A 13,825-nucleotide genomic window follows, 5' to 3' on the forward strand; every position below is an offset into this window, starting at 1 on the left:
GCACGGATGTGACTCGGGAGCGCCGGACGATGTGTCGACGCAGGTCAGAAAGCTCCAGGAACCGGTCAGAGGTGGCCGACGCCGTTGATCATGCCGCCGTCGACGACGATCTCGGCGCCGGTGACGTAAGCAGAGGCGTCACCGGCAAGGTAGAGCACCGTGCCGGTGAGGTCCTCGGGCAGGCCACCGCGTCGCAGCGGGATCGGCAGACCGGACGGGTCGATCTTCGTCGTCATCTCGGTCTCGATGAACCCGGGGTGCACCGAGTTGACCCGGATGCCGTCCGCACCGAGCTCGACCGCGAGCGACTTGGTCAGCCCCCGCACACCGAACTTCGAGGCCACGTAGCCGTGCAGGTGCGTGCTGCCCCGCATCCCCTCGACCGAGGAGACGTTGACGATCGAGCCGCCACCGGCGGCCTTCATCGTCGGCACCACCGCCCGGCACCCGAGGTACGTCCCGGTGAGGTTCACGGCGATCACCGCGTCCCACTTGCTGCGCGGGTAGTGCTCGATCGGCCCGGCGTTCGCGATGCCGGCGTTGTTCACCAGCACGTCGAGCCGCCCCCAGGCCGTGACCGTCTCCTCGACGACCTCCGCCCAGCGGTCCTCGTCGGTGACGTCGAGCGCGGCGAACCGGGCGCGCTCGCCCAGCTCCGCCGCCAGCGCGGTACCGGCCTCCTCCAGCAGGTCGGCGACCACGACGCGCGCGCCGGCGTCATGCAGCGCGCGGACGTAGGCGGCACCGATGCCACGGGCTCCGCCGGTGACGACGGCGACACGGTCGGTGGGGCCCAGGAGATCGCTGGTCATCGTGCTCCTTGCGCAGAGGGTCGGTTCAGTCGGCGACGTGGACGACCAGGCGCCCGGTCGTCGATCCGTCGGCGAGCAGCGCGACCGCCTCGGGCGCGCGGTCGAACGGCAGCACGTCGGCCACGACGGGGCGCACCGCGCCGGACGCGGCGAGCCGGGTCAGCTCGGCGTGCGCGGCATCGACGAGGCCGGGGTCGCGCTGCTGGTAGAGCGCCCAGTGCAGCCCCAGCACGCTGTAGTTCTTCACCAGGGCGTGGTTGGCCCGGACCGGGGGGACCTCACCGCTGGCGAACCCGACGACGACGATCCGCCCCTCGAACGCGATGCACTTCGTGGACGCCTCGAACGACGGACCGCCGACCGGGTCGAAGACGACGTCGGCACCCGCGCCGCCGGTCAGCTCCTTGACCCGGGCCACCAGGTCGTCGGAGCGCAGCAGCACGTGCTTCGCGTCGGCCGCCAGGGCGACGTCCGCCTTGGCCTCGCTGCCCACGACCCCGATGACGGTCGCCCCCGCAGCGGCGCCGAGCTGGCAGGCGGCGGTGCCCACTCCCCCGGCGGCCGCGTGCACGAGCAGGGTGTCGCCCGCCGCGAGCCCGGCCCGGCGGTGCAGGCCGAACCACGCCGTCTGGTAGGCGATGGTCAGCGCCGCCGCCTGGGCGTCGTCCAGCGACGCGGGCGCGGGACGGCACGAGGCCGCCGGCAGCACCGCGTGCTCGGCGAGCACCCCGATGGCCGACCCCACGACGCGCTGCCCCACGGCGACCCGTGACTCGTCGACGTCCTCGCCGACCGCCACGACGTCGCCGCACAGCTCGATGCCGGGGACGAACGGGAGCTCCGGACGCACCTGGTACTGGCCGCGGGCCAGGAGGACGTCGGGAAAGTTGACCGCGACGGCCCGGGTGCGCAGGAGCACCTCGCCGGGGCCGGGTGCGGGCGCGTCGACCTCGTCGAGGCTCATGACCTCGGTCGGCTCGCCGTTGCGGGTGACGCGCCAGGCGCGGATGGTGCTGGTCATCTGTCCTCCACGGAGATGCTGCGCAGGAAGAGGTCGGTCAGCTGGGTCGCGACCTCGGACTTGGTCTCGGGACCCGACGGCGAGTACCAGTAGGACAGGTAGTGCACGTCGGAGAAGAAGTGGGCGATGAGGACCGACCGCGGGACGTCGGTCCGCAGGGCGCCCTCGGCCTGGCCCTGGGCGACCAGGCCGGCGAACTCGTCGTGGTACTCCCGCCGACGCCGGGTGACCTCCTTGCGGCGCGGTTCGGTCAGCATGTGCATGCTGCGGAAGAACACGGTGCCCTCCGGCAGCAGGTCGATGGAGGTCTCCACGACGTCGGCGCACACCGCACGCAGCACCTCGATGGTGGTGCCGCCGCGCGCGACGATCTCCTCGAGCCGGCGCTTCTGCAGCGAGAGCATGCGGTCGTAGATCGCGAAGAGCAGGTCGTCCTTGGACTGGAAGTAGTGGTACATCGCGCCCTTGGTGACGCCGGCGGCCTCGACGATCTGCTGGACGCTCGTGGTGGCGTATCCCTGGGTCGAGAAGAGGTCCAGGGCGGCCTTCAGCACGGCGTCGGCGACGTTGGTGGTCTTCATGTGCCTATCCTTCACCCGACCGGCACGACGGACGCGCCACCGTCGATCCGGAGTGTCTGCCCGGTGATCCAGGCCGCGTCGTCCGACAGCAGGAACGCGATCGGTCCGGCGACGTCGTCGGGCACGCCGAGCCGGCCGAGCGGGTAGCCCGCAGCGACCTCCTCCTCGCGCGACTCGTACAGCGCCCGGGAGAGCTTCGTCTTGACGACAGCCGGCGCGACGGCGTTGACCCGCAGGCGGGGGGCGAGCTCCTGGGCGAGCTGCGCCGTGAGGTTGATGAGGGCAGCCTTGGAGACACCGTAGAAGGCGATGTTCGGGCTGGTGGACGTCCCGGAGATGGAGGCGGTGTTGACGATCGAGGTCCGCAGGCCGGCGGCGACGGCGTCGCGCGTCCACTCCAGCGCCGCGACGACGTTGACGTCGATGATCTTGCGCACCACCGACGGCTCGACCTCCAGGACCGGGCCCCAGGCAGGGTTGATGCCGGCGTTGTTCACGAGGTGGTCCAGGCGCCCGTAACGCTCGCCGACGTGTGCGAAGACCTCGGCGCGGTGCGCGGCGTCGTCGACCTTGCCGGCGACGGCGGACGCGTTGTCCGCGCCGAGCGCTGCCACGGCCTCCTCGAGCGCATCGGGCTTGCGCCCGGTGAGCACGACCTGGCCCCCCTCGGACACCAGCCGGTGCGCCACCGCCAGGCCGATGCCTCGGCTCGCCCCCGTGATGACCGTGACCTGCCCAGCGAACCTGCGCACCGCGCCACCTCTCGAACGTCGTCGTTCCCAGCCGGTCGTCTCGCTCCGTCGCGACGTACCGGCCAGTCGGTTTGTGCCCCGCACGCTACCACGCCCGGGCACGTCCGGTCACCGGGTGCCGTTGCCACGAGCCGCCGTGCACACCACAGTGGAGCCATGGACTTCACTCGCCCGATGCCCCCGGACCCCTACTCGCTGCTCCCCGTCCCGGCGACCTTCGAGCTGAGCAGCCCGGACGTCTCGCCCGGCGAGCCCATGTCCTCGGACCACGCGGTGGACGGCGGCAACACCTCCCCCGAGCTGCGCTGGTCGGGCTCTCCCGACGCGACGCGGTCGTTCGTGGTGAGCTGCTTCGACCCGGACGCGCCGACGCCGTCGGGCTACTGGCACTGGCACGTGCTCGACCTCCCCGCCTCCGTCACCTCCCTGGCGCGCGGCGCGGGCGCGGCCGACGGCTCGGGCCTGCCGGACGGCGCCTTCCAGCTCACCTCGGACGGCGGACGGGTGGGCTTCGAGGGAGCCGGTCCGCCGCCCGGGGACCACCCGCACCGCTACGTCTTCGCGGTGCACGCCCTCGATGTCGACTCGCTGGATCTGACCACCGAGAACACGAACGTGCACGCCGCGTTCACCGTGTACTTCCACACGCTCGCGCGCGCGACGCTCACCGGGACCTACCAGCGATGAGCGGCGCGACCACGGATCGCCTGCCCGCGCTCGGCGACCTCGACTGGGCACCCGCCCTGGACCACCCGGAGCTGCTCGCGGACCCGGTCGCGGCCGCCCTGCTCGCCTGGTCGGCGACCCAGGAGAGGGTCTCGGCCGAGGTCGCCGTCGCCGCCATCGACCCCGACCACGCCGACACCGAGACGCTCAACGCCGTGCACGGCCTGCCGCCGGAGGCGTCGGCGAACTGCGTGGTCGTGTCCGGTCGTCGCGGGGACGCCGAACGGGTCGCGGCGTGCGTGGTCACCGCGACGACACGGGCCGACGTCAACACGCTCGTCCGCAAGCTGCTCGACGCCCGCAAGGCGTCGTTCCTGCCGACGGACAGAGCCACCGACGAGTCCGGGATGGAGTACGGCGGCATCACCCCCGTGGGCCTGCCGACCGGCTGGCGCGTGCTGGTGGACGACAGGTTCACGGCCCCCGGGGCGCTCGCCCTCATGGGGTCGGGGTTGCGCCGCTCCAAGCTGCTGATGCCGGGCGACCTGCTGTGCGCGGCGCCGTGGGTCGAGGTCGTCGCGGGTCTGGGCGTCCCCCGTGGGTGAGACCGACGGCGGGTGCGCTCCTCAGCACTCGGCGCGACCGCGACGCCAGTAGCCCATGAAGGCCACCGACTTGCGGTCCACGCCCTTGGTCGACACCAGGTAGCGGCGCAGCGTCTTGATCATCCCGGCCTCGCCCGCGAGCCAGGCGTAGAGCATCGTGTCCTGCGCCAGCGGCTTGCCCTGGGCGTCGACGGGCACCTCCCACAGGATGCCGCCGTCGATGTCGACGTCCTCGAGCTCGCTGCCCAGCTCCCGCCCGGAACGGGTCCGCACCGGCTCGTCACCGGCGTTCGCACGCACGCCCATCGCCAGCATCCGGTCGGCCGCCTCCTGGACGGCCGGGACGAGGCGGTCGCCGTGCTCGGCGTCCTCCCGCGCCAACCAGGTGACCCGGACGCCGGCCGGCGCGGCGAGCGTCCAGCGGTCCTCGGGGTGCGGGACCTCCAGGTAGACCTCTCCGACGGCGTCGGCGGGCAGCGCCTCGCAGATCGAGGCGATCGCCGGCACGGCGGTCTCGTCGCCCGCGAGCAGCAGGGCGTGGCTCGAGGCCGGCGGTGCGAACTCGCGGCCGCCGTGGCCGCCGGAGTGCTCGGCGTTCGGCCCGAGGATGACCAGGGGCGTACCGGGGCGGGCACCGTTGGCCCAGCGGGAGGCCGGCCCGGTGTCGCCGTGCAGGACGATGTCGACGTCGACCTCCCGCAGGTCCGGACGCACCGCGCGCACCGTGTACGTGCGCAGCGGGTTGCGGCGCTCGTCGGGCAGGGCGCGCCAGGAGGTGAACCAGTCGGGGCTCTGCCGGTCCAGGTACTCCCAGCCACCGCACGGGGCGGGCAGCAGGAACTTGATCCGCTGGTCGGCGCCGTTGTCGGCGAAGAGGTGGAGGTCGTCGCCCGTGAACGTGATGCGCACGAAGGACGGGCACAGCCGGGTGACCCGCCGGACCTCGACGTCGAACATGCGCCAGGGCTGCGGCGCGACGGCGCGGGTGGGCTCGGGCTGGGTGGCAGTCGCGCGGTGGGTCACGCAGGCCAGCCTAACCTCACTTACCGGTCGCCCGGCAACCTCCGTGAGCGGCGTCACACCGCTCGCGCCGTGGCCTCAGCCCTGCGCGGCATCCTCGCTGGCACGTACCTGGGCGAGCCGCCGCAGGGTGAGCAGGATCGGGTCGGTCAGCAACGTGCCGAGCACCACCTGTCGCAGCGCAGCGGCCGACTCGGAGGGCACCGTCGACAGGTCGGCCGCCGCCACGAGGGCAGCCGCCTCGGCCAGCCCCCGCAGGTAGTCGTCCGACAGGTCCAGCCCACCGGCCTCCGCAGCGCGGAGCTGTTCGGCCAACCGGTCGACCAGCAGGCCGTCGCCGCATCCACCGTGCTCCTCCGCGAGCGCCCGCGCACGGCGGGCCGCGTCGTCGTCGGCGGCTTCCCCCTCCCCCGACGCGTCCGCACCGGCCGCACCGGCCGCACCGGCCGCACCGGCCGCACCGGCCGCACCCGGCAGCCTCGCGCCTTCCGCCGCGACCAGCGCATGATGGGCGGCACCGAGCAGGTCGTGACGGGACGGGGGCGGGTCGTCGAGCGCAGCGAGCACCCCCCGCACGGCCGCCAGGCTCAGCCCTGCCGACTCGATGAGCGCCCGTACGAGCCGCACCCGCGACACGTGCCCCTGGTCGTACGTGGCCTGGGTGCGCGCGGTGGACTCCCCCGGAGGTAGCAGACCCTCGCGGAGGTAGTACTTCAACGTGGCCACCGGCACCCCCGTGGCGGCGGCCAGGCCCGAGATCCGCATCGCTCTCCCTCCACCTCTTGACAATGGAGAGTAACACTCCCCAATAATGGAGAGTCTTACTATCCAGGGAGTAGTCATGGTGGACCTCACCACCCACGACCACGACGGCGACCTCGCCGTCTTCCTCATCGGCGCCCGGATCAACAAGCTGTGGCGCCCCGACGGCTGGTGGCCTGCCCTGGCCGCCATGACCCCGATGCTCCGCGAGCTCTACCAAGACCCGGACTCGGGGTTCCTCGGCGCGACGACGCTCGTCGGGGCGCGTGGCCCGACGGTGGTGCAGTACTGGCGCAGCGTCGAGGACGTCTACGCCTACGCGAACGCCGACGAGCGTGCGCACCGCCCCGCCTGGCTCGAGTTCTACCGGCGCGCCCAGCGCGTGCCCGGCGCGGTCGGCGTCTGGCACGAGACCTTCTCGGTCCCGGCCGGTGGCCACGAGACGCTCTACGCCGACATCCCGGGAGCCATGGGGCTGGCGTCCGCCACCGGCGTCGTGCCCGCCGCTCGCCGAGGCCGCACGGCCCGGGAGCGGATCCGGAACCGGTCCGCCTGACCGCCGGGCGCCGGTGGACCGACAGCCCCGCCCACTGTGGTCAGGGCAGGGGGTCGAGCCGCAGGATGCGGTCGTCGTCGGGCGCGGGGGCCCTGCGGCCGTCGGTGTTGTTGGTCAGCACCCACAAGGACCCGTCCGGTGCGGCGATGGCGTCGCGCAAGCGCCCGTGCCGGCCGACCAGGTGCTCGGTCGCCTCCGACAGGTCGTTCAGCGGGACCTCCCGGAGGCGCTCGCCGCGCAGGTTCGCGATCCAGATGCTGCCGTCGGCGACGGCGATGCCGCTGGGGCTCGCTTCCGCCGGACGCCACTGCTGCACCGGGTCGACGAACCGGTCGTCGCCGGCCACGCCCTCGACCTCCGGCCAGCCGTAGTCGGCACCGGGCTCGATGACGTTCAGCTCGTCCCAGGTGTCCTGGCCGAACTCGCTGGCGTACATCGTGCCGTCCTCGTCCCACGCGATGCCCTGCGGGTTGCGGTGGCCGGAGCTGTAGACCGGTGACCCGTCGAACGGGTTGTCGTCCGGCACTCCCCCGTCAGGCGTCAGCCGCAGGATCTTGCCGGCGAGCGAGCCGCCGTCCTGGGCGCTCGCCGGGTCACCGGCGTCGCCGGCGGTGGCGTAGAGCATCCCGTCCGGGCCGAATGCGATGCGCCCACCGTTGTGGTTCCTCGCCGACGGGATCCCGTCGAGGACCGTCTCGGACGCACCGAGGGCGAGCGACCCGGGTCCGCCGACCAGGTCGTAGCGCTCGATGCGGTTCTCCGCGCCCGCGGTGAAGTAGGCGTACAGGCGGTCCTCGTGGACCGCGAGACCGAGCAGCCCGCCCTCGCCGCCCGGCGTCACCTCGTCGACGACGCCCACCTCTCGCAGGCCGCCGTCGTCCGCGAGCTCGACGACCCGCCCGGACTCACGCTCGCTGACGAGCGCCGTGTCGTCGTGGAAGGCGACCGACCAGGGGACGTCGAGTCCGGGCACGACGGTCTCGACGCCGGCGTCCGCCGTCGCGCCGGGCGACCCCGACGGGTCCTCGCCCGGCGTCGTGCAGCCGGCCAGTGCGACGGCGACGCACGACACCAGCAGTGTTGCGGTGGCGCGTCGCGGAAGGCTCATGGTCCCTTCCTACCTCGTGGCCCAGAAGGCCACAGCAGAAGCCGCTGCCACGTTGAGCGAGTCGACCCCACCGGCCATGGGGATCTGCACGACCCGGTCCGCGGCGGCGACGGCACGCCGGGAGAGGCCGTGCCCCTCGGTGCCGAGGACCAGGGCGAGTCGGTCCGGCAGGTCGACGGCCAGGTCGTCCAACGAGACGGCGTCGTCGGAGAGTGCGAGCGCCGCCACCTCGAACCCGTCCGCGCGCAGGTCGTCGAGCCCACCGGGCCACGACGCGAGGCGCGTCCACGGGACCTGGAAGACGGTGCCCATCGACACGCGCACGCTGCGCCGGTACAGCGGGTCCGCGCACCGCGGCGTGACCAGCACCGCGTCGACGCCGAGCGCCGCGGCCGAGCGGAAGACGGCGCCGACGTTCGTGTGGTCGACGATGTCCTCCAGCACCGCCACGCGGCGCGCGCCGGCGCCACCGCGGGCACCGGACACGACCTCGTGCACGCTGCGCAGGACGGGACGGTGCATGGCCGCGAGCGCCCCGCGGTGCAGGTGGAACCCGGTGATCTGCTCCAGCACCGGCTCGTCGGCGACGAACACCGGTACCTCCGGGTGCTCGGCCAGCACGTCCGCCATGGAGTCGAGCCACTTGTCGGCCATGAGGAACGACCGGGGCCGGTGCCCCGCGGCGAGGGCACGCCGGATGACGTTCGAGGACTCGGCCATGAACAGGCCCTCGGCGGGCTCGCGCGCGGTGCGGAGCTTGACGTCGGTCAGGTCGGTGTAGTCGCGCAGCCGCGCGTCGGCGGGATCGGTGACGCGGACGACGGCGGGGCGGGGGTCGGCGGGCGTGCTCACCCGGGGATTCTCTCAGCCCGGGAGCCGCACCTGCGCCGTCTGCTCCCCCGCCCGCTCGAGACTCAGCGCGGCCGCGGGACCGCCGTCGGGCAGCGCGACCTCGTAGTCGCCCAGGAAGCCCGCCACGTGGACGCGCCCGGCGTCGTCGGTGCGCAGCGTCGTCGGCGCGTGCCACCACTCGTCCTTGACCAGGGAGCGCAACCGCTCGTACGACGGCTTGGGCGAGCCGTCGGCGCGCAGCAGCCCGCCCGGCGCGCCCAGCCACATCCCGCGGTCGCCGAGGCCCCAGTAGTTGACGACCTCCACGGCCGGGTGGCTGAGCAGGGTGCGGTAGTGCCGCTCGATCTCCTCGGCCTGGCGCTCCTCGCCCTCGGGTGTCGAGGGCCAGGAACCCACCTGCCAGTCGTTGAGGTCGACGACGTGGTCGGGCATGAGGTCACCCGACAGCAGCGTGGTCTCGGTCAGGTGGAGCGGGATGCCGTACCGCGCGAACCGTTCGAGGACGCGCAGCGTCTTCTCCTCGCCCCAGTAGCCCTGGTGCATGTGCGACTGCAGCCCCAGCCGGTCGATGCGGATCTCCGCCTCGAGCACCGCCTCGACGAGGCACTCGTACGCCGTCGACATGTCGAAGTCGTTGAGCAGCAGCGTGACGCCCGGGTGGGCGTTGCGGGCCTCCTCGACGGCCAGGCGGATCATCTCCACGCGACCCTTGAGCCGTGCGAGCGGCGTGATCGCGTTCTCCTCGGCGGTGAACACCGGCATGATCACGGCCTCGTTGATCGCGTCCCAGGTGTCGACGACCCCGGCGAAGTCGCCGACGTCACGCCGGATGCGCTCGCGCTGCAGCCGCTCGACCTCGTCCAGGGGGCGGTCGAGGAGCCAGCGCGGCTGCACCGTGTGCCACACGAGCGGGTGCCCCTTGACGACGACGCCCCGGTCGGCGAACCAGCGGGCCGCGGCCAAGGTCTCGGCGGTGCGGGGTGCGCCCTGCGTCGGCTCGAAGGTGCCCCAGTAGAACGGGAGCGTGGCGACGTTGAAGAGGTCGAGCCAACGGTGCGCGAAATCGTTGTCGTAGGCGGCGTCCGCAGAACGGCCGTTGGCGTGGTCCATCAGCTCGAAGCCGATGCACCCGAACCCGAACGCGTGCCGCGTCTGGGCGACGACGACGTCGGTGCCGGCCAGCGGCGTGCCGTCCGGCCCGACGACGGTCACCGCGGCCTGGGCGCGACGGTGCGCCAGGGTCGGGTCGGGCGTCTGGTCGATGGGTGCGGTGAAGAGAGTCACCCGGCCATGGTGCCGCACCGGGAGATCAGGACCGCTCGAACAGCCGCAGCGTGAGATCTCGCCAGACCTGGGTCCCGACCCCGCCCGGCGCGGTGTCGAACACGTGGTCCGCCGCCGGCAGCAGCACGAGCTCGTGGGGCACGCCCGCCCCGGCCAGCACCGTGGCCAGCTCCTCGGCACCGGACGCCGGGACGAGGTGGTCGGCCTCCCCGGCGACGACCAGCGTGGGCGGGGAGTCCAGCGTCGCGTGCTCCGCGGGGGTGATCGCCGCGTACCGCTCCGGGTGGTCCACCGGCGTCCCGCCCGTGTACTGCTCCGTCAGCTCACGTCCGCGGTCACCCATGACGGGGTCGGTGTTCGCGTGGACGCCGACGGGCGAGGCCACCGGGTACAGGGTGCTCACGGCACCGACGGGCGGCACGGCTCCCTCGCACGCCGGCTCCAGGTCGTCGGCGGCCGACCGGTACGCGACCTCCAGCGCCAGGTTGCCCCCGGCGGAGTCGCCCGCCAGGAACACCTCTCCCGGGTCACCGCCGTGCTCGGCAGCGTGCTCGCCCACCCACACGAGCGCGCACGCGACCTGCGGCTCGACGGCGTCCCACCCGTGCCGGTCGCCGTCGGAGAGCGGGTAGTCGATGCTCACGGCCAGGTACCCCTGGGCGGCGAACCATGCCGCGTGCGACGCCGTCGTGCGCTGCAGCCGTTCCCCGGACACCCAGCCGCCGCCGTGCACGAGGACGACGACCGGCGCGGCACCGCCGGCCCCGTCCTCCGGCAGCCACAGGGACAGGTTCTGGGGATCGCCCTCGTCCTCGCCGTACTGGGCGTCGACGTCCGGGGCGACGTCTCCGGTCGTGACCCGGAAGAGCTCGGCGATCCGCACCCCGACGGCATGGTCCTGTGCCACCCGCAGCTGCTGGGTGACGACCACGAACGACATCGCCGCGGCGGCGAGTCCGCCCACCACGGCCACGACCCGGGCCACCGACCCGTGGCGCACCAGGGCGATCGTCGCACCCAGCACGACGGCCACGGCGACGACCACCAGCCAGGGCGCCCACGCCGCGGCGTAGCCCCCGACGTGCCCCACCCAGGGGACGGACGGCAGCAGGGCCCCCGCCGCGACGACGGCGAGCAGCACGGCGAGGACGGCGAGGACCCCCACGACGACGCTCGGACGACGTCGCCTCCCGCCGGCCGGCTCCCCCTCGTCCGGCACCGCGGACGGGCCGGCGGCGTGGTGGGGTGGGTGCGCGGTCACGGGCTCACTCTGGCACGGCGCACGGCGCGTGCGCACCCCTGATCTCGCCTACGCTCTCAGCCGTGCCACGACCCGTCACGATCCGCGACCGCGCCGACGCCGACCTCCCCGCCCTCGTCAGGGCGCTCGGTGCCCAGCAGCCCACCTCCGGCTACCCGCACCAGTGGCCGCTGCCCTATCCCGCCGAGGAGTTCGTCGTCCGCCCGGCCGAGGAACGCGCCTGGGTCGCGGAGCTCGACGCCCGCGTGGTCGGCCACGTCAGCGTCACCACGGTGCCCGACGACGATCACGGCGCCCTGTGGTCGGCGGGGGCCGGACGGCCGGTGGCCGAGCTCGGGTGCGTCTCGGTGCTCTTCGTGGACCCTGACGCCCAGGGCCGCGGCGTCGGCGGACGCCTGCTCGACACGGCCGCCGGGTGGGTCCGTGGCACCGGGCGCGTCCCTGTGCTGGACGTCGACGACCGGGACGGTGTCGCGCACGCCGTCTACCTGCGCAAGGGCTGGCGCATCGTGGGCGAGGCCCGGTTCGAGTGGCAGCATGAGGACTCCCCGCCCGCGCGGCTCATGGTGCTCCCGGCGCGCTGACCTGCTCGACGACGTCGTCCTCCGGCGCGACCGGCGCGGCGAACTGGCTCGCATAGAGACGGGCGTAGGCGCCACCCGCCGCGAGCAGGTCGTCGTGGCCGCCCTGCTCGACGATCCGCCCGTGCTCCATGACCACGATGACGTCCGCGTCGCGGATCGTCGACAGCCGGTGGGCGATGACGAACGCCGTGCGCCCCGACCGCAACGCGTTCATCGCCTCCTGCACCAGCACCTCGGTCCGGGTGTCCACCGAGCTCGTCGCCTCGTCGAGCACCAGGATGTCCGGGTCGGCCAGGAAGGCACGCGCGATGGTGAGCAGCTGCTTCTCGCCCGCGGAGAGGGCCGTCGCCTCGTCGTCGAGGACCGTGTCGTAGCCGTCCGGCAGCGTCCGCACGAACGGGTCCACCGATGTCGCCCGCGTGGCCTCGAGGAAGGTCTGCGCCGAGACGTCGGTGTGGTCGCGGACGCCGTAGCGCAGGTTCTCCTCGATCGTGCCCCGGAACAACCACGTGTCCTGCAGCACCATCCCGATGCGCGAACGCAGCGCGTCGCGGGTCATCCGGCGCGTGTCGACGCCGTCCAGACGGATCCGGCCGTCGTCGATCTCGTAGAACCGCATGAGCAGGTTGACCAGGGTGGTCTTGCCGGCGCCGGTCGGACCGACGATCGCGATCGTCTGGCCCGGTTCGGCCACGAGGTCGAGGTGCTCGATCAGCGGCTCGTCCGGCACGTAGGAGAAGGACACGTCGTCGAACTCCACCCGTCCCCGCGGCTGGACAGGCGCCTCGGCCGGCTGCGGGTCCGGGTCCTGCTCCGGGGCGTCGAGCAGCTCGAACACCCGCTCCGCCGACGCGACCCCCGACTGCAGCAGGTTCATCATCGAGGCGACCTGCGACAACGGCTGGGTGAACTGGCGCGAGTACTGGATGAACGCCTGGACGTCACCGATGGAGAGCTGCCCCGAGGCCACCCGCAGCCCGCCGATCACCGCCACCAGCACGTAGTTGAGGTTGGCGAGGAACCCCATCGACGGCTGGATGGTGCCCGAGATGAACTGCGAGCGCCGCGTCGCGTCGTACACGGCCTCGTTCTCGCGGGCGAAGGTCTCGGCGGCGTCGGCCTGGCGACCGTAGACCTTGACCAGGGAGTGCCCGGTGAACATCTCCTCGACGTGGGCGTTCAGGCGACCGGTGGCCGCCCACTGCGCCACGAACTGCGGCTGGGACCTCTTGGCGATCGCCATCGTCAGGATCACGGACAACGGCACGGTCACGAGCGCGACGAGCGCCAGGACCCACGAGATCCAGAACATCATGGCCAGCACACCGACGACCGTGAGCACCGAGGTCACGAGCTGTGCGAGCGTCTGTGTGGTCGACTGGGCCACGTTGTCGATGTCGTTGGTGACCCGGGACAGGATGTCCCCCTTGGCACGCACGTCGACGTAGCTCAACGGGATGCGGTGCAGCTTGGCCTCGACGTCGTCGCGCAGCCGGCGCACGGTGTTCTGCACCGCGACCGTCATGAGCCGCGACTGCAGCCACCCGAAGAGGAACGCCCCGAGGTAGATCACCGCGACGCCGGCGAGGATCTGCGCGAGCCGGTCGAAGTCCACGCCCTGGCCGGGCACGACGTTGTCCATCGACGCGAGCATGTCCGCCTGGGAGTCGTCGCCGGACGCGCGCAGCGCCGCGACCGCCTCGTCCGTCGTCGTGCCCGCCGGCATCGTGCGGCCCAGCATCTGACCCACGACGCCCTCGAAGATGACGTTCGTGGCGTCGCCGAGGATCTTCGGGCCCAGGACGGTCAGCGCGACGGACGCGACGCCGGAGACGGTCAGGAGGACGACCCGCGCGCGTTCGGGACGCAGGGTGCCGGCGAAGCGGCGCAACGACCCGGTGAAGTCGAGGGGCCTGGCGGGCGGCATCGCCGCACCGCCACCCATCGGGCCGCGTGCCTGC

15 protein-coding genes are annotated in these 13,825 nt (G+C 73.1%); 4 read left to right on the plus strand and 11 right to left on the minus strand.

The window, feature by feature from the left end:
• Positions 1-65: 65 nt before the first annotated feature.
• The 4 genes from AC3RJ8_RS09805 to AC3RJ8_RS09820 are packed head-to-tail and all read right to left on the minus strand — an operon-like array spanning position 66 to position 3,166.
• Complete coding sequence (locus AC3RJ8_RS09805) at positions 66-812, minus strand: SDR family NAD(P)-dependent oxidoreductase (RefSeq protein ID WP_489712460.1); 747 nt, start codon at positions 810-812, stop codon at positions 66-68.
• Positions 813-837: 25 nt separating this feature from the next.
• Complete coding sequence (locus AC3RJ8_RS09810) at positions 838-1,833, minus strand: NADPH:quinone oxidoreductase family protein (RefSeq protein WP_489712461.1); 996 nt, start codon at positions 1,831-1,833, stop codon at positions 838-840.
• Entirely contained in the window at positions 1,830-2,414 is a 585-nt protein-coding gene (locus AC3RJ8_RS09815) for a TetR/AcrR family transcriptional regulator (protein ID WP_489712462.1), read from the minus strand. Before AC3RJ8_RS09815 ends, AC3RJ8_RS09810 begins: the two co-directional genes overlap by 4 nt.
• Positions 2,415-2,425: 11 nt before the next feature.
• A complete protein-coding gene (locus AC3RJ8_RS09820; RefSeq protein WP_489712463.1) occupies positions 2,426-3,166 on the minus strand; it encodes an SDR family oxidoreductase in 741 nt (246 codons plus the stop codon).
• A gap of 156 nt (positions 3,167-3,322) precedes the next feature.
• Here AC3RJ8_RS09820 and AC3RJ8_RS09825 point away from each other — a divergent pair, with 156 nt between their 5' ends.
• Positions 3,323-3,853 carry a YbhB/YbcL family Raf kinase inhibitor-like protein gene (locus AC3RJ8_RS09825; protein ID WP_489712464.1) on the plus strand — a complete coding sequence of 177 codons (531 nt, stop codon included), beginning with the start codon at positions 3,323-3,325 and terminating at the stop codon, positions 3,851-3,853.
• Entirely contained in the window at positions 3,850-4,437 is a 588-nt protein-coding gene (locus AC3RJ8_RS09830; protein WP_489712465.1) for a YbaK/EbsC family protein, read from the plus strand. The genes AC3RJ8_RS09825 and AC3RJ8_RS09830 overlap by 4 nt, the downstream gene beginning before the upstream one ends.
• A gap of 21 nt (positions 4,438-4,458) precedes the next feature.
• Here the strand turns inward: AC3RJ8_RS09830 and AC3RJ8_RS09835 are convergent, their stop codons facing one another.
• Together AC3RJ8_RS09835 and AC3RJ8_RS09840 are read right to left on the minus strand one after the other, a co-directional pair.
• Positions 4,459-5,394: a siderophore-interacting protein gene (locus tag AC3RJ8_RS09835; RefSeq protein WP_489715613.1), complete on the minus strand. Its 936-nt coding sequence runs from the start codon at positions 5,392-5,394 to the stop codon at positions 4,459-4,461.
• A 141-nt stretch (positions 5,395-5,535) separates the two neighbouring features.
• On the minus strand, positions 5,536-6,222 hold the full coding sequence (locus AC3RJ8_RS09840; protein WP_489712466.1) for a MerR family transcriptional regulator: 687 nt from the start codon (positions 6,220-6,222) through the stop codon (positions 5,536-5,538).
• A 76-nt stretch (positions 6,223-6,298) separates the two neighbouring features.
• On the opposite strand from AC3RJ8_RS09840, the gene AC3RJ8_RS09845 reads away from it, so the two are divergent.
• A complete protein-coding gene (locus tag AC3RJ8_RS09845; protein WP_489712467.1) occupies positions 6,299-6,775 on the plus strand; it encodes a DUF4188 domain-containing protein in 477 nt (158 codons plus the stop codon).
• Positions 6,776-6,815: 40 nt separating this feature from the next.
• Here AC3RJ8_RS09845 and AC3RJ8_RS09850 read toward each other — a convergent pair whose 3' ends face one another.
• Genes AC3RJ8_RS09850 through AC3RJ8_RS09865 form a run of 4 tightly spaced genes read right to left on the minus strand, consistent with a single transcriptional unit; the run spans position 6,816 to position 11,280 of the window.
• Positions 6,816-7,883 carry a PQQ-dependent sugar dehydrogenase gene (locus tag AC3RJ8_RS09850; protein ID WP_489712468.1) on the minus strand — a complete coding sequence of 356 codons (1,068 nt, stop codon included), beginning with the start codon at positions 7,881-7,883 and terminating at the stop codon, positions 6,816-6,818.
• Positions 7,884-7,892: 9 nt separating this feature from the next.
• Complete coding sequence (locus AC3RJ8_RS09855) at positions 7,893-8,735, minus strand: TrmH family RNA methyltransferase (RefSeq protein WP_489712469.1); 843 nt, start codon at positions 8,733-8,735, stop codon at positions 7,893-7,895.
• A 12-nt stretch (positions 8,736-8,747) separates the two neighbouring features.
• Positions 8,748-10,019: an endo-1,4-beta-xylanase gene (locus tag AC3RJ8_RS09860; protein WP_489712470.1), complete on the minus strand. Its 1,272-nt coding sequence runs from the start codon at positions 10,017-10,019 to the stop codon at positions 8,748-8,750.
• A 25-nt stretch (positions 10,020-10,044) separates the two neighbouring features.
• On the minus strand, positions 10,045-11,280 hold the full coding sequence (locus AC3RJ8_RS09865; protein ID WP_489712471.1) for an alpha/beta hydrolase: 1,236 nt from the start codon (positions 11,278-11,280) through the stop codon (positions 10,045-10,047).
• Between the two features lie 62 nt (positions 11,281-11,342).
• On the opposite strand from AC3RJ8_RS09865, the gene AC3RJ8_RS09870 reads away from it, so the two are divergent.
• Positions 11,343-11,864 carry a GNAT family N-acetyltransferase gene (locus tag AC3RJ8_RS09870; RefSeq protein WP_489712472.1) on the plus strand — a complete coding sequence of 174 codons (522 nt, stop codon included), beginning with the start codon at positions 11,343-11,345 and terminating at the stop codon, positions 11,862-11,864.
• On the opposite strand, the gene AC3RJ8_RS09875 is transcribed toward AC3RJ8_RS09870, so the two are convergent.
• Positions 11,842-13,809 carry an ABC transporter ATP-binding protein gene (locus AC3RJ8_RS09875; protein WP_489715614.1) on the minus strand — a complete coding sequence of 656 codons (1,968 nt, stop codon included), beginning with the start codon at positions 13,807-13,809 and terminating at the stop codon, positions 11,842-11,844. The genes AC3RJ8_RS09870 and AC3RJ8_RS09875 overlap by 23 nt on opposite strands.
• Positions 13,810-13,825: the final 16 nt, after the last annotated feature.

The sequence above is a fragment of the Isoptericola sp. MSGPD8_1_ISO-PGPR-S23-394 genome (assembly GCF_058072785.1).

Excerpts from the sequence above, each read along its gene's own strand:
- AC3RJ8_RS09805 (WP_489712460.1), bottom strand. The coding sequence starts at position 812 with ATGACCAGCGATCTCCTGGGCCCCACCGACCGTGTCGCCGTCGTCACC.
- AC3RJ8_RS09810 (WP_489712461.1), bottom strand. The coding sequence starts at position 1,833 with ATGACCAGCACCATCCGCGCCTGGCGCGTCACCCGCAACGGCGAGCCG.
- AC3RJ8_RS09815 (WP_489712462.1), bottom strand. The coding sequence starts at position 2,414 with ATGAAGACCACCAACGTCGCCGACGCCGTGCTGAAGGCCGCCCTGGAC.
- AC3RJ8_RS09825 (WP_489712464.1), top strand. The coding sequence starts at position 3,323 with ATGGACTTCACTCGCCCGATGCCCCCGGACCCCTACTCGCTGCTCCCC.
- AC3RJ8_RS09830 (WP_489712465.1), top strand. The coding sequence starts at position 3,850 with ATGAGCGGCGCGACCACGGATCGCCTGCCCGCGCTCGGCGACCTCGAC.
- AC3RJ8_RS09835 (WP_489715613.1), bottom strand. The coding sequence starts at position 5,394 with ATGTTCGACGTCGAGGTCCGGCGGGTCACCCGGCTGTGCCCGTCCTTC.
- AC3RJ8_RS09840 (WP_489712466.1), bottom strand. The coding sequence starts at position 6,222 with ATGCGGATCTCGGGCCTGGCCGCCGCCACGGGGGTGCCGGTGGCCACG.
- AC3RJ8_RS09845 (WP_489712467.1), top strand. The coding sequence starts at position 6,299 with ATGGTGGACCTCACCACCCACGACCACGACGGCGACCTCGCCGTCTTC.
- AC3RJ8_RS09850 (WP_489712468.1), bottom strand. The coding sequence starts at position 7,883 with ATGAGCCTTCCGCGACGCGCCACCGCAACACTGCTGGTGTCGTGCGTC.
- AC3RJ8_RS09875 (WP_489715614.1), bottom strand. The coding sequence starts at position 13,809 with ATGGGTGGCGGTGCGGCGATGCCGCCCGCCAGGCCCCTCGACTTCACC.